Raw genomic sequence first — 13637 nt, 5'->3', positions numbered from 1 at the left:
CGACGCGGCGCGCGGCTGCGGGGGTGGCCGGTGACGATTGCCTGAATTGTCCGGCCGCTCGAAGTGAAATGCATCTGGGTGGACAGTGGGAATGCCGAAGTTTCGTTTGCGGATCAGGGGACGCCTGTACGCAGGCTTCATGGCCCTCGTGGCGGTCGGTCTGGTGATGGCGGTGGTTGCCGTCTGGAATTTGCGGGCGGTGCAGGATCAGGTCGCAAGACAGTCCGCGCTCTCGGACAGCACGGCGCGGGTGCTGGAGATATCGACCCACCTTCAGGCGATCCAGCGCGCCAATTTGCGTTACGTCTATGACGCCAACGAACCCGCGATGAGGGAGGCGCAAGAGCGCGAGACTGCAGCGACGCAGCTGTTGCAGGTCGGCGCGCAGGGCACGCTCTCGGAGGAGCGACGAGCGCTCTACAGCGGCCTCGTCGACGACATCGCCAAGATGCGACGCCTGCGTGACAATCTCGCGGATGCCGTCAACGAGGCGAGAACGGGCAAGGCGACGCTCATGCCGAGCGGGGAGGATCTGGCCGCCAAGATGGGCAAGCTGGTCGATGTGGCGCGCGCCGCCGTCGATGAAGACACCGCAGCCCTGGTCGCCGACCTCGAATCCAGGATCCTCCTCGTTCGGGTCGCAAACTGGCGTTTCCTCGCCCTGCGCGACGCGCAGGGGCCGGCGAATTTCAGGGCGAGCGTGGACAGGGCGGCACAACGGCTCACGGCGATCGAAAAGAGTCCATCGGCGGCGGATTTGCGCGCCACGCTTGCACCGGTGAAGACCGCGCTCGGTATCTACAAATCCGCGTTCGAGACGACATCGGCCGCGATGCTTCAGGCCGACGAGATCTACCACAAGAACCTCGCGCCGCTCATCGTCGACAGCATCGGCAGGCTCAAGGCCGCGGAAACGACGCTGAAGAAGGACTATCTGGAATCGCGCAACCATGCCGACGCCGTGATCGCCGGCACGACGACCGTTCAGGAAATCGCCGGCGGTCTTGCCGTCCTGTTCGGCGGCATCGTCGCCTTCCTGATCGCCCGCAGCATCGTCGGTCCGCTGATCTCGATGACGCGCGCGATGGGCCAGCTTGCCGGCGGCAACCTCGACGTGGAGAATCCCGGGCGCGGCAAGGCCGACGAGATCGGCGACATGGCCAAGGCGATCCAGGTGTTCAAGGACAACATGATCGACACCGAGCGCATGCGCGCCGAGCAGACCGAGCTCGAGGCGCGACAGGCCGAGAGCCGCAAGAAGGACATGGTCAGGCTTGCCGACCAGTTCGAGCAAGCCGTCGGCGAGATCGTCAACACCGTGTCGTCGGCATCGGGTGAGCTGGAAGCCTCCGCCGGCACCCTGACCACGACCGCCTCGCGCGCCCAGGACCTGTCGACGGAAGTGGCCTCCGCGTCGCAGGAAGCCACCGCCAACGTGCAGGCGGTCGCCTCCGCCACCGAGGAGCTGTCCTCTTCGGTGAGCGAGATCGCCCGCCAGGTGCAGGAATCCGCCCGCATCGCCGGCGAGGCCGTCGGCCAGGCGAGCAGGACCAATGACCGCGTCGGCGAGCTCTCCAAGGCGGCCGCCCGGATCGGCGACGTCGTCGAGCTGATCAGCACGATCGCCGGCCAGACCAACCTGCTGGCGCTGAACGCGACCATCGAGGCCGCGCGCGCGGGCGAAGCCGGCCGCGGCTTTGCCGTCGTCGCCTCCGAGGTCAAGGCGCTGGCCGAGCAGACCGCGAAGGCCACCGGCGACATCGGCCAGCAGATTGCGAGCATCCAGGCCGCCACCGAGCAGTCGGTCGGCGCCATCAGGGAGATCAGCGGCACCATCGAGCGGCTGTCGGAGATCTCCGCGACGGTCGCGGCCGCGGTGGAAGAGCAGGGCGCGGCCACGCGGGAAATCTCCCGCAATGTGCAGCAGGCCGCCGACGGGACCCAGCGCGTCTCGACCAATATTGGCGACGTGCAGCGCGGCGCCTCCGAGACCGGGTCGGCCTCCTCGCAGGTGCTCTCGGCGGCGCGCTCGCTGTCGGCCGACAGCAACCGCCTCAAGCTCGAGGTTGCCAAGTTCCTCGACACGGTCCACGCCGCCTGAGCTTCCAAAGCAAAGGGCCACGCGGATGCGCGTGGCCCTTGATAGCGGCGTGGCGCGATCAAGCCACTTTCGTCGTCATGTGCTTGAACATGTTGGCTCTCGCCTCGTCGTCCATCTCGGCCTTGAAGGTGAACTTGTCCTTCAACGCGCTGGCGCGCGCGGCTGCGGGCCGCGCCGAGATCTCGTCCACCAGCCGTTTCACGTTCGGGTATCGCGCGAAGGCATCGTCGCCGAGCTTGAACGGCACCATCCGCGCCCAGCCCCACAGCGCCATGTCGACGATCGAATAGCTGTCGCCGACCATGTAGCGGCGGCCTTCGAGGTGATCGTCGAGAATCTTGTAGTGGCGATCGGTCTCGTACTGGTAGCGGTTATGGGCGTAATCGTGGTTCTGGTCCTTCGGCGCAAAATGCTTGAAGTGCACCGCCTGACCCGAATAGGGCCCGACGCCGGTCGCGATGAACATCAGCCAGGACAGCGTCTCGCCGCGCGCGCCGGCGGAGGGCAGGAACTTGCCGGTCTTCTCGGCGAGATAGAGCAGGATGGCGTTGGAGTCGAACACGATGGTGCCATTGTCATCGATCGCCGGCACCTTGCCGTTCGGATTGATCTTGAGGAATTCCGGCGTGAACTGCTCGCCCTTGCGGGTGTCGATCTTCACGGGCTCGAAGGCCAGGCCAGCCTCTTCGAGATAAAGCGCGACCTTGGTCGGGTTCGGCGACCCGTTGAAATAGAATTTGAGCATCTAGCATCTCCCAGTGTCTGCGGCCGCGCGCGGACGCGGCGTCATCAGGTGGCCTTGTCTTGCCTGAACCTGTTGCGGGAGAGCAACCGGCGAGTTTGCCGGGCGGTATCTGCGCGGTGCGCAGATCAGCCGGCGTAACAAAGGCCGATCGCCGCCGCGATGATCATGGCGACGCCCACGGCCTCCAGCCGCAGTCCGAGCCTCGTGGCGAGATGCATGTCGGAGGCCCGCGCCTTGCGCTCCGATCCGCGCGCGTAGCCGTGCACGATGACGTCGTGATTGAAATTGTCGTGGGCCTCGTTGCTGCTGGCGAGCCCGACGCAGATCACGAGCACGCCGAACAAGGCGAGGCCGAAAAATCCCAGGAGCGCGATCAGGAACATCGGAAACATGCCGAGCAGGAAGATCGGCAGCAGCGGCACCAGCAGCAAGGTCTCGGACTGTCGTCGCATGGCTTGACCGGTCAGGACGGGGCTGATCGGGGGAATTTAGTCCCGGCTGGCGCGGCATTCAAGGCGCCGTAGGGTGGCAAAGCGAAGCGTGCCCACGATCTCTGCCTATCGGAAAAGGATAGGTGGGCACGGCGCGTTGCGCCTTTGCCCACCCTACGAGGCCAGTATGCTGGACTATTCCGCCGCCATGCCGGCGCGGATCTCGGCGCGGAGCTCGTCGATCAGCTTCAGGCCCTTCTTGGTCTCGATATGCCAGAAGGTCCAGCCGTTGCAGGCTTGCGCGCCTTGCGCCACGGCGCCGATGCGATGGATCGAGCCGACCTTGTCGCCCAGCATGATGGCGCCGTCGGCGCGCACGAGAGCACCGAGCTTCTTCTTGGCATCGAACAGCTTGGTGCCGGGCATGATCATGCCGCGCTCGATCAGTTCGGAGAACGCGACCCGCGGCGCTTCGCGCGCGGTCATGAACGGGGCGAGGCTTTCCTCCGGCAACGGCTCGACCGCGGCGATGCGCGCTTCCGCGGCCTTGGCATAGGTCTTGTCGCGCTCGAAGCCGATATAGGAGCGGCCGAGGCGCTTTGCGACCGCGCCGGTGGTGCCGGTGCCGTTGAAGGGATCGATCACGAGGTCGCCGGGCTTGGACGAGGACAGCAGCACGCGCGCGAGCAGGCCTTCAGGCTTCTGCGTCGGATGCACTTTCTTGCCGTCGGCGCCCTTGAGGCGCTCCTCGCCGGTGCAGAGCGGGATCAGCCAGTCGGAACGCGCCTGCACGTCCTCGTTCGCGGCTTTCAGCGCCTCGTAGTTGAACGTGTAGCCCTTGGCCTTTTCGTCGCGCGCGGCCCAGATCATGGTCTCGTGCGCGTTGGTGAAGCGGCGGCCACGGAAATTCGGCATCGGGTTGGACTTGCGCCAGACGATGTCGTTCAGGAGCCAGAAGCCGAGGTCCTGCATGATGGCGCCAACGCGGAAGATGTTGTGATAGGAGCCGATCACCCAGATCGTCGCCGACGGCTTCATCGCGCGGCGGGCGGCGAGCAGCCAGGCGCGGGTGAAATCGTCATAGGCGGAAAACGAATCGAACTTGTCCCAGTCGTCATTGACGGCATCGACATGGGATTCGTCGGGGCGCTTCAGATCGCCCTTGAGCTGGAGATTGTAGGGCGGGTCGGCGAACACGAGGTCGACCGAGCCAGCCTGAAGCTTCGACATCTCGGCGACGCAATCGCCGAGGATGATGCGATGCGAAGGGGACTCAAAATTTGTGCGGGGCGCCCTTGCAGACGCCCCGCGACGCGACTCTACCATGACTCAAGAACTCTGACTCAGGCGACGCTGTCGGCGACGCGGGACCAAACAACCGACTGACCGTTACATTGAAGCGGCAAAGTAAAAATCGACTTAACCCGCCGCTTTCGTGGGCAGCCCGTACATTGCGTTTCGCACGCGCGCCGTTGCACGCATTCGTCGTGTTTTGCAGTGTATTTCGCACTTCTACGCGTTGCGGGCGCAATCGAGGCTCCCGAAGAGCTTCAAATTTCTCTCGGAAAAAATTGCTCGACCCCCGGAAAAAATTGCTGGCATCGACATGCTGTCGCACTAGGCAATTTTTGCCGGCCGCGATATTGATAAAGGCAACGGAAATTTTACCTGTGTGGCGCGTTGAGCTTTTGCGTTCATGCGCACCGACGAAGCCGACGAACTTGAACCAGGGACCCCCAGGGGAAGGCCGCCATGCGTTACGATGACTTCCGCCGCAGCGACGACGTCGAGGATCGTCGCGACGAAGGTGGTGGCTTTGGCGGCGGCGGAGGAGGCGGGTTCGGGCTGCCCATGGGCGGTGGCGGGCTCGGCATCGGCACCATCATCATACTCGGCCTGGTCGGCTACGCCTTCGGCATCGACCCGCGGATCCTGATCGGCGGCGCCGAGATCCTCACCGGCGGCGGCCAGGCACCGAGCTACCAGACCGATCGCCAGTCGTCTTCGACCTCGGCCAAGCGCGGCGCGCCGACCGACGAGGTGGGCAGCATGATCGCCGGCATCCTCGGCGAGATCGACGATCGCTGGAGCGAGATCTTCCAGGCGAGCGGTCAGAACTATACCGGTCCGAAGGTCGTGCTGTTCCGCAACGCCACCAATGGCGGCCGCTGCGGCATGGCGCAGTCGGCGATGGGTCCGTTCTACTGTCCGCCGGACCGCACCATCTTCCTCGACACCGCCTTCTTCCGCGAGGTCGAGACGCGCTTCCGCGGCTGCTCCGGCAAGTCGGCGTGTAACTTCACCACCGCCTACATCATCGCGCATGAGGCTGGCCATCACATCCAGAACCTGCTCGGCATCATTCCGCGCGTGACGCGTCTGCAGCAGCAGGCCGGCTCCAAGGCCGAGGCCAATGCGCTCCAGGTGAAGGTGGAATTGCAGGCCGACTGCCTGTCCGGCGTCTGGGTCAATCGCGAGGCCAAGAAGCGTCCGAACTTCCTGGAGCCCGGCGACATCGATGCCGCGCTGACTACGGCAAGCGCAATCGGCGACGACACGCTGCAGCGCCAGGCCACGGGCCGCGTCGTGCCGGATTCGTTTACTCACGGCTCGGCGGCGCAACGCAAGCAGTGGTTCATGACCGGCTACCAGCAGGGCACGGTGCAGGCCTGCAACACGTTCGGCGGCGGGCAGTAGCGACGGTCTCGTGCCCCGGACGCGGCGCAGCGCTTCTTCAGCGGTGCGCTGCAGAGCCGGGGGCCCACAGCCTCGGTCTCTAGCAAATGGGTCCCGGCTCTGCGACGCACCGCTAACGCGCTGCATCGCGTCCGGGACACGAGAGGAAAGCGCAATGGCCTCCATCGACGAAACCAAACAATTCATCCCGCTCAACATCGCGGTGCTCACCGTATCAGATACGCGCGCGCTCGCCGACGACAAGTCCGGCCAAACGCTCGCCGACCGTCTCATCGAGGCCGGCCATCATCTCGCCGCGCGCGAGATCGTCACCGACGATGTCGAGGCGATCCGCACCGTGATCCGCCGCTGGATCGCGGATGCCGGCGTCGACGTGGTCATCACCACCGGTGGCACCGGCTTCACCGGGCGCGACGTTACGCCGGAGGCGGTCGAGCCGCTGTTCGAGAAGCGCATGGACGGCTTCTCGATCGCGTTCCACATGCTTAGCCACGCCAAGATCGGCGCATCGACGATCCAGAGCCGCGCCACCGCAGGCGTCACTGGTGCGACCTACATCTTCTGTCTGCCCGGTTCGCCCGGCGCCTGCCGCGACGGCTGGGACGGCATCCTCAGAGCCCAGCTCGACTACCGCACGCGTCCGTGCAATTTCGTCGAGATCATGCCGCGCCTCGACGAGCATCTGCGCCGGCCAAAGGCGCAGGGCGCGACGGTGTAGTTGCGCTGGTGCGGGAGGGTTTTCTTTCCTTCCCCCCTTGTGGGGGAAGGTGGCGCGAAGCGCCGGATGAGGGGTATCTTTCGGCACGGCGCGCTTGGAGGCATACCCCTCACCCAAGCGAGCTTGTGTCTGCCAGTGGGGATGCCCTCTCCCACAAGGGGCGAGGGCACATTCATGCGCATCTCACCCGCTGCGTGAGCGTTACAAATCCCGCTCCCAGGTCTCGCCGACCAGATCGGCGCCGAAGCTGTGGTGCTTCTCTTCCTTCACGAGCTTGAAGCCTGCACTTTGGTAGATGCTGCGCGCGGCCACCAGAATGCTCTGCGTCCACAGCGTCATCTTGCTGTAGCCCCTCTCGCGTGCGCCCTGGATGCACTGGTCGACCAGCGCGCGGCCGACGCCGAGCCCGCGTGCCTTCTTCTCCACCTGCAACAGGCGCAGCTTGGCGATTTGGTCCGTGGCCTTGACCAGAAAGATCGAGCCGACCGGTTCGCCGCCCACTTCCGCGATCCAGCAGTGCTCGCGCGCGGCGTCGTAGTTCCTGATGAACTGCGCACAGATCTCGGCGACCAGCGCCTCGTAGCTGATATCAAAGTTGTAGTCCGCGGCATAGGCGGCGCCCTGTCGCGAGATGACCCACCCCATGTCGCCGACGCGATGGCTGCGCAGCATGAAAGTCGCAGGCTGGCTTCGGCGTTGCTCCAGCACGGTCTCGATGGTCGCCATGGCCTGGGTCAGCCGCGTCGCATCGTTGACCGAAAGTCGAGCCAGCATCGCGGCGACCTCGTTTTGCGAGCTCAGGTTCAGCTTGGCGAAGGTCTGGCGGCCCTTGGCGGTGAGGCTGAGCTGGTATTGCCTGCGATCGGCGGGCAGTGGCCTTCGCGTGATCAGCCCCTTCTCGTCGAAGCTTTGCACGATACGGCTGAGATAGCCGGGGTCGAGACCAAGCTCGTTGCCGATCTCCTTGGCTGCGATGTCGTCGCGGTGCGCGAGCTCATAGAGCACCCGGGCCTCGCTGAGCGAAAACGGGGTTTTGCCAAGGTGCTGGTCGAGCACCCCAAGCTTGCGGGTATAGAAGCGGTTGAAGGCGCGGACTGATGAGATGTGGTCGTCGGCAGCTTCGAATGACATGGGGCACCTCGATATTTGCCATTGTCAATTAATTATTTGACTTTGGCAAGTATCCGCGGCGTCAGCCCGCCATCACGATCCGGCTGCGCAGCATGGTGCGGGAGGAACGGCCGAGCCGCCGGAGCAGCCGTGCCTCGGAGCGGCGAGCCTGCGGGGGGTAGCCGCCGATCCGATCGTAATGGTCACGCGCGATCAAAAGCCCCTGATCGCCGAGCGGGCCAACGAGCTTGCGTGCGACGGCGCGGAGGATGTCGCGCATTCCGGTATCGGAGTAGGGCGAGCGCGCATAGCGGAACACCGCGGCCCGGTCGCGGCCGCTGCTCGAGACGGCCTGGATGAACTGGGTGGTCTCCTCGATCCAGCCGGTTTCCAGCACCGCGCCGGCGGGAAGGAACATCAGCCACGGCGAACGGGCCTGGAGCGCGCCAGCGGCGAGGGCGGCACCTTGCGAAGATGTCTCGATGCCGATGAAACGGCAGCCCGCAACATCGGCGACGCGTTCGATCACGCCGTTGCCGGTGCCGTCGACCAGGAGCACTTCCCGGATGATGCCAGCGGCGGCGCCGGGAACGAGCGCGGCCAGCGTTGCGACTGCCGTCTGCTCCACGCCCTCGGTCGGAATGATGACGCTCAGCATGATTGAGACTTCAATGTCTGCACTTCGGGAGAAGTGTCGCTCTTCATGACGTTGTCATAAACACGTGGCGCCGCCGAGTGCAACTTTCCGGCGGCGCCTTGGCATGCGATGGTAAACCTCGCCGCAGCCAAATATGTCGCGCGCAGAATGGCAATACTGCCGAATGTTTCGGCACAAGCTCATCCGGACGGTATTAATCGGGCGGTCTGCGGGAAGCTGCGCGGCTCACGTGCAGTCTGCAATCGCGCAAGTAGAGAATGAGCCGCGACGAACCGGCGAACGGGAAACGCAGATGATTTGTGCCGACGGAGGCTGTGCATGAGTTCCGACCAGATCGCCGCCAGCGCGACAGCAGCAACGCCGAAGCAGGACGCCGCGCCGACCCTGCGGATCCGCGCGCTGATGCTGGGCGATCGCATCAATGCTTCCGGACTCGAACTCGGCGCGCTGGTGTCCTCGACCCCGGCCGCCTTCCGCGTTCATGCCGGTCTCGTCGTGGTCTTCCGCTATGGCGTCGTGGTGCTGATCGGTCTTCTGCCCTCGGAGGAGAAAGTGCTGATCGACAGCCTGAAGCCGCGGGTGATCGGCGAGCTCAGCCCCTATGAAGAGGAGACCGCGCAGGCGCAGCTCTGCAAGGACGAGAACGTCGAGGCGATCCAGCCGGGCGGGCCGATCTGCCTCGCCAAATTCTCCGACGACCGGCTGCTCCTGATCGCGGACGCGCTTGCCAAGAGCACGTCGCTGGCACGCGACGAGCGGCGCGTCGCCGCGGTCTTCGACGTGATCGAGCCCTTCGCGCGCAAGCTCGCCGAGCACGGCCGTACGCCGCCGCGGCGCAAGGGCATCCTGCAGCTGATCGGCAACGCGCTGCTGGTGCAGCAGCGCGTCGCCGGGCGCGTGGCCATCGCCGAGAAACCCGACGTGCTCTGGGAGAAGCCCGAGCTCGACCGGCTCTACGCCCGTATCGAGGACGAGTACGAGCTGAAGGAGCGCCTCGACACGCTCGAGCGCAAGCTCACCGCGGTGTCGGAGACCGCCAACGCCCTGACCGACATCATCGACACCCAGCGCTCGCTCCGTCTCGAAATCGCGGTGGTGGTTCTGATCTTGATCGAGGTCGCGATGGGATGTTTCCAGATATGGTCGGGGACGCATTAGGCGGGATGAGATTATCCGCGGACGAGATGCGCGTGACTGCGCCCTCGCCCCTTGCGGGAGAGGGCAGCGACGCTGGTGGACGCGGGCTCATTGGGGTGAGGGGTTGTTTCCGCATACTCGCATAGTGCGTTGTGACACGCGCTGTCGCCGCATTCTTCGTCATTGCGAGCGAAGCGAAGCAATCCAGAATCCCGCGGCAGAGCCAGTCTGGATTGCTTCGCTTTGCTCGCAATGACGGATTGGCTGACATCGCGCGTTAATCAAATTAGCTCTTCATCGTTCGCAGCACCCTTGCGCAGTGCCGCGCGATGGTCAGCTCCTCGTTCGTTGGGATGACGAACACATCGACGGTACTATCGCTTCCGCTGATGTGCTCGTGCGCCGCGTCATTCGCCCGTACATCAATGCGCACACCCAGCCAAGTGAGGCGCTCGCCGATCGCACGGCGGATCTCCTTTGCATGCTCGCCGATGCCGCCGGTGAAGACGAGGCAGTCCAGTCCACCCAGCGTGGTCGCCATCATCGCGATCTGCTGCGCGGCCCGGAGCACGAAGAGGTCGATCGCCTCGCGCGCCGCAGCCGAGCCGCTCGCGATCAGCGTCCGCATGTCCGCAGCGATGCCGGAGACGCCGAGCAGGCCTGACTCGTGATAGAGCAGGTGCTGGAGGTCCTCAACCGACATGTTCTCGTGCTGCTGCAGATAGAGCAGCACGCCGGGATCGATCGTGCCGCAGCGCGTGCCCATCACGAGGCCATCGAGCGGAGTCAGCGCCATCGTGGTGTCGATGCTGCGGCCATCTCGCAGTGCGCAGAGGCTCGCACCGTTGCCGAGGTGGGCGATGACGGTGCGCTTTGCGACGAGCTCAGGTGCGATTTGCGCGAGGCGCCCGGCGACATATTCGAAGGAGAGGCCGTGAAAGCCGTAGCGCCTGATGCCGCGCTCGTCATAGCGCCTCGGAATGGCGAAACGGCGTGCGGGCGGCGCGAGGTCGTGGTGGAAGGCGGTGTCGAAGCAGGCGACCTGCGTCAGGTCGGGCCGGATCGCCTGGATGGAGCGGATCGGCTCCAGGCAACGCGGCTGGTGCAGCGGCGCCAGCGGCGTCAACGCCTTCAGCCTGGCGTAGACTTCATCCGTTAGCGCGACCGGACCGGAATAGTCCGGCCCGCCGTGAACGATGCGGTGACCGACGGCGCGCAGGCGATGCTCGCCAAACCGCTCCTCGACGAAGGCGAGCACGTCGGCGAACAGATGACCGCTGTCCGTATCCGACGCGTCCCTCTCGAACAGATTCTCGCCCGCCGGGCTCGTCACCACGAGCCGGGGCGTCGCCTCATGCTCGTCGAGCAAGCCGTGGCAGAGCAGGGCGGGGCCGGATGCCGCCAGCTCGAACACGCCGAACTTGATGCTTGACGATCCGGAGTTCAGCACAAGGACAGTGTCCGACATGACTTCAGCCGCCGGCGCTGTTCGGCCAGACCCAGTCGCGGACCTCGGGCATGTCCTCGCCATGCTCGCGGACATAGCGGGCGTGTTCGATCAGCTTGTCGCGGAACTGCTGCTTCACCTGCGCGGCCCGGGCCGCGAGATCAGGCACGCGCTCGATCGCCTCGATCGCGAGATGGTAGCGGTCGAGCCCGTTGAGCACGACCATGTCGAACGGCGTCGTCGTGGTGCCTTCCTCGGCAAAGCCGCGCACATGCATGCCGGCATGATTGGTGCGGTTATAGGTCAGACGGTGGATCAGGTACGGATAGCCGTGATAGGCGAAGATCACCGGCTTGTCCGACGTGAACAGGCTGTCGAAGTCGCGGTCGGACAGTCCGTGCGGATGCTGTTCCCTGGGTTGCAGCGTCATGAGGTCGACGACGTTGACGACGCGGATTTTCAGGTCGGGCAGCGCCTTGCGGAGCAGATCGACGGCGGCCAGCGTCTCCAATGTCGGCACGTCGCCGGCGCAAGCCATCACCACGTCGGGCTCTTGTCCTGCGTCTTCGTTGCCGGCCCAGGTCCAGATGCCGATGCCGGCATCGCAATGCGTGGCCGCTTCCCGCATCGACAGCCATTGCGGCGACGGCTGCTTGCCGGCGACGATCACGTTGATGCGGTTGTAGGTGCGCAGGCAGTGATCGGCGATCCACAGCAGCGTGTTGGCGTCGGGCGGGAAATAGATGCGGACGATGTCGGCCTTCTTGTTGGCGACGAGGTCGACGAAGCCAGGATCCTGGTGGCTGAAGCCGTTATGGTCCTGGCGCCAGACATGCGAGGTCAGGAGATAGTTGAGCGAGGCGATCGGCCGGCGCCATGGCAGATCGCGTGTCACCTTCAGCCATTTGGCGTGCTGGTTGAACATGGAATCGACGATGTGGATGAAGGCCTCGTAGCACGAGAAGAAACCGTGCCGCCCTGTGAGCAGATAGCCTTCGAGCCAGCCCTGGCACAGATGCTCGCTCAGCACCTCCATCACCCGGCCGTCCTGCGCGAGGTGCACGTCGTAAGGTTCGGTTGGCTCCATCCAGACCCGTTCGGTGGCCTCGAACACCGCGTCTAGCCGGTTTGACGCGGTCTCGTCCGGACCCACGATGCGGAAGTTGCGCGCCTCGGCATTGAGGCGGATGACATCGCGCAGGAATTTGCCGAGCTGGCGCGTCGCTTCTCCCGTGACGGCGCCGGGCTGGGGCAACTCGATCGCAAAACTGCGGAAGTCCGGCAGCTTCAGCTCCTTCTTCAGGAGGCCGCCATTGGCATGCGGATTGGCGCCCATGCGGCGATGGCCGTCCGGCGCCAGCTCTTGAAGCTCGGGAATGAGTGCGCCATTGGCGTCGAACAGCTTTTCCGGCTCGTAGCTGCGCATCCAGTCTTCGAGCACTTTGAGGTGCGCCGGATTCTCGCGGCAGCTTGCAACCGGAACCTGATGTGCGCGCCAAAAGCCCTCGACTTTCTTGCCGTCGACCTCCTTCGGGCCGGTCCAGCCCTTGGGGCTGCGCAGCACGATCATCGGCCAGCGCGGTCGCTCGACGCTCTTCCGTCCATCGCGGGCGTGCTGCTGGATCGAGCGGATGCTGGCGAGCGCGACGTCGAGCGCATCCGCCATGGTCTGGTGCATTAATTTGGGATCGTCGCCCTCGACGAACAGCGGCTCGTGGCCGAGCCCGCGAAAGAGAGCCCGGATCTCTTCGTCCTGCATCCGTCCGAGCACGGTCGGGTTGGCGATCTTGTAGCCGTTGAGATGCAGGATCGGCAGCACCGCGCCGTCATGGGCGGGGTTGAGGAACTTGTTGGAGTGCCAGGACGCCGCGAGCGGGCCGGTCTCGGCCTCGCCGTCGCCGACGACGCAGGCGACGATCAAATCAGGGTTGTCGAAGGCGGCGCCATAGGCGTGCACCAGCGCGTAGCCGAGCTCGCCACCCTCGTGGATCGATCCCGGTGTTTCCGGCGCCGCGTGGCTTGGAATCCCGCCGGGGAAGGAGAACTGCCTGAACAGCTTGCGCAATCCGTCCGCATCGCGCGCGATGTCCGGATAGATCTCGCTGTAGCTGCCTTCCAGATAGGTGTTCGCAACCATGCCGGGGCCGCCATGGCCGGGGCCGCAGACGTAGATCACGCTGAGGTCCAGCGCACGGATGACGCGGTTGAGATGGGCATAGATGAAGTTCAGACCGGGCGTCGTGCCCCAATGGCCGAGCAGACGCGGCTTGATGTGCTCGGGCCGCAACGGCTCGCGCAGCAGCGGATTGTCGAGCAGGTAGATTTGCCCGACGGAGAGGTAGTTCGCGGCGCGCCAATAGCGATCGAGCAGATCGAGGTCGCTGCTCGCCGCCCGCGATTGTTGTTGATTTGTCATGTTGTTGCCGACCTTCACCTGTCGATCATTTTGGCGATCGTCACCAACTTTGTTCCGGCACGATCGATCCCTGTCCGGCATCAAACGAAATCGTCATGGCGGCGTGTTGCGTGAGGTCAAAGGCGCGCGCCCGAAATTTGGGCGGCTACTGTGCATGGGGTTGTTTTCACGTTTTTT

The 13637-nt window shown here is 64.9% G+C and carries 11 protein-coding genes; 4 read left to right on the top strand and 7 right to left on the bottom strand.

Annotated features, from left to right (window positions below; genetic code table 11):
• The first annotated feature begins 91 nt into the window (after positions 1–91).
• Positions 92–2101, top strand: coding sequence for a methyl-accepting chemotaxis protein (locus tag NLM27_RS22685; RefSeq protein ID WP_254145435.1), 2010 nt, complete (start codon positions 92–94; stop codon positions 2099–2101).
• Positions 2102–2159: 58 nt separating this feature from the next.
• Here the strand turns inward: NLM27_RS22685 and NLM27_RS22680 are convergent, their stop codons facing one another.
• The 3 genes from NLM27_RS22680 to NLM27_RS22670 form a co-directional block, all read right to left on the bottom strand.
• Positions 2160–2846 (bottom strand): glutathione S-transferase family protein, encoded by a 687-nt coding sequence (locus tag NLM27_RS22680; RefSeq protein ID WP_254145434.1) that lies wholly within the window; start codon positions 2844–2846, stop codon positions 2160–2162.
• Positions 2847–2971: 125 nt separating this feature from the next.
• Positions 2972–3298: a hypothetical protein gene (locus NLM27_RS22675; protein WP_254145433.1), complete on the bottom strand. Its 327-nt coding sequence runs from the start codon at positions 3296–3298 to the stop codon at positions 2972–2974.
• Positions 3299–3472: 174 nt separating this feature from the next.
• Positions 3473–4603, bottom strand: a complete 1131-nt coding sequence (locus NLM27_RS22670) for a site-specific DNA-methyltransferase (protein WP_305887599.1) — start codon at positions 4601–4603, stop codon at positions 3473–3475.
• Between the two features lie 426 nt (positions 4604–5029).
• Here NLM27_RS22670 and NLM27_RS22665 point away from each other — a divergent pair, with 426 nt between their 5' ends.
• Positions 5030–5974, top strand: coding sequence for a neutral zinc metallopeptidase (locus tag NLM27_RS22665; RefSeq protein ID WP_254145431.1), 945 nt, complete (start codon positions 5030–5032; stop codon positions 5972–5974).
• A 154-nt stretch (positions 5975–6128) separates the two neighbouring features.
• Positions 6129–6692, top strand: a complete 564-nt coding sequence (gene moaB / locus NLM27_RS22660; protein WP_254145430.1) for a molybdenum cofactor biosynthesis protein B — start codon at positions 6129–6131, stop codon at positions 6690–6692.
• 201 nt (positions 6693–6893) lie between these two features.
• On the opposite strand, the gene NLM27_RS22655 is transcribed toward moaB, so the two are convergent.
• Together NLM27_RS22655 and NLM27_RS22650 are read right to left on the bottom strand one after the other, a co-directional pair.
• Positions 6894–7823, bottom strand: a complete 930-nt coding sequence (locus NLM27_RS22655) for a helix-turn-helix domain-containing GNAT family N-acetyltransferase (protein ID WP_254145429.1) — start codon at positions 7821–7823, stop codon at positions 6894–6896.
• A gap of 61 nt (positions 7824–7884) precedes the next feature.
• Complete coding sequence (locus tag NLM27_RS22650; protein WP_254145428.1) at positions 7885–8460, bottom strand: glycosyl transferase; 576 nt, start codon at positions 8458–8460, stop codon at positions 7885–7887.
• Between the two features lie 318 nt (positions 8461–8778).
• Here NLM27_RS22650 and NLM27_RS22645 point away from each other — a divergent pair, with 318 nt between their 5' ends.
• On the top strand, positions 8779–9618 hold the full coding sequence (locus NLM27_RS22645) for an RMD1 family protein (RefSeq protein WP_254145427.1): 840 nt from the start codon (positions 8779–8781) through the stop codon (positions 9616–9618).
• 265 nt (positions 9619–9883) lie between these two features.
• On the opposite strand, the gene NLM27_RS22640 is transcribed toward NLM27_RS22645, so the two are convergent.
• Both NLM27_RS22640 and NLM27_RS22635 read right to left on the bottom strand, forming a co-directional pair.
• Positions 9884–11065 carry an acetate/propionate family kinase gene (locus NLM27_RS22640; RefSeq protein WP_254145426.1) on the bottom strand — a complete coding sequence of 394 codons (1182 nt, stop codon included), beginning with the start codon at positions 11063–11065 and terminating at the stop codon, positions 9884–9886.
• A 4-nt stretch (positions 11066–11069) separates the two neighbouring features.
• Positions 11070–13460, bottom strand: a complete 2391-nt coding sequence (locus tag NLM27_RS22635; protein WP_254145425.1) for a phosphoketolase — start codon at positions 13458–13460, stop codon at positions 11070–11072.
• Positions 13461–13637 lie beyond the last annotated feature (177 nt).

The sequence above is a fragment of the Bradyrhizobium sp. CCGB12 genome, from assembly GCF_024199845.1.
Taxonomy (GTDB): domain Bacteria; phylum Pseudomonadota; class Alphaproteobacteria; order Rhizobiales; family Xanthobacteraceae; genus Bradyrhizobium.
This window is presented reverse-complemented; position numbering and strand designations above follow the sequence as displayed.

What these genes read in the sequence shown, in the direction of transcription:
- NLM27_RS22645 (WP_254145427.1), top strand. Translation starts at nt 8,779, where the DNA reads ATGAGTTCCGACCAGATCGCCGCCAGCGCGACAGCAGCAACGCCGAAG.
- NLM27_RS22635 (WP_254145425.1), bottom strand. Translation starts at nt 13,460, where the DNA reads ATGACAAATCAACAACAATCGCGGGCGGCGAGCAGCGACCTCGATCTG.
- NLM27_RS22650 (WP_254145428.1), bottom strand. Translation starts at nt 8,460, where the DNA reads ATGCTGAGCGTCATCATTCCGACCGAGGGCGTGGAGCAGACGGCAGTC.
- NLM27_RS22640 (WP_254145426.1), bottom strand. Translation starts at nt 11,065, where the DNA reads ATGTCGGACACTGTCCTTGTGCTGAACTCCGGATCGTCAAGCATCAAG.
- NLM27_RS22665 (WP_254145431.1), top strand. Translation starts at nt 5,030, where the DNA reads ATGCGTTACGATGACTTCCGCCGCAGCGACGACGTCGAGGATCGTCGC.
- NLM27_RS22655 (WP_254145429.1), bottom strand. Translation starts at nt 7,823, where the DNA reads ATGTCATTCGAAGCTGCCGACGACCACATCTCATCAGTCCGCGCCTTC.
- NLM27_RS22685 (WP_254145435.1), top strand. Translation starts at nt 92, where the DNA reads ATGCCGAAGTTTCGTTTGCGGATCAGGGGACGCCTGTACGCAGGCTTC.
- NLM27_RS22670 (WP_305887599.1), bottom strand. Translation starts at nt 4,603, where the DNA reads ATGGTAGAGTCGCGTCGCGGGGCGTCTGCAAGGGCGCCCCGCACAAAT.
- NLM27_RS22680 (WP_254145434.1), bottom strand. Translation starts at nt 2,846, where the DNA reads ATGCTCAAATTCTATTTCAACGGGTCGCCGAACCCGACCAAGGTCGCG.
- NLM27_RS22675 (WP_254145433.1), bottom strand. Translation starts at nt 3,298, where the DNA reads ATGCGACGACAGTCCGAGACCTTGCTGCTGGTGCCGCTGCTGCCGATC.
- moaB (WP_254145430.1), top strand. Translation starts at nt 6,129, where the DNA reads ATGGCCTCCATCGACGAAACCAAACAATTCATCCCGCTCAACATCGCG.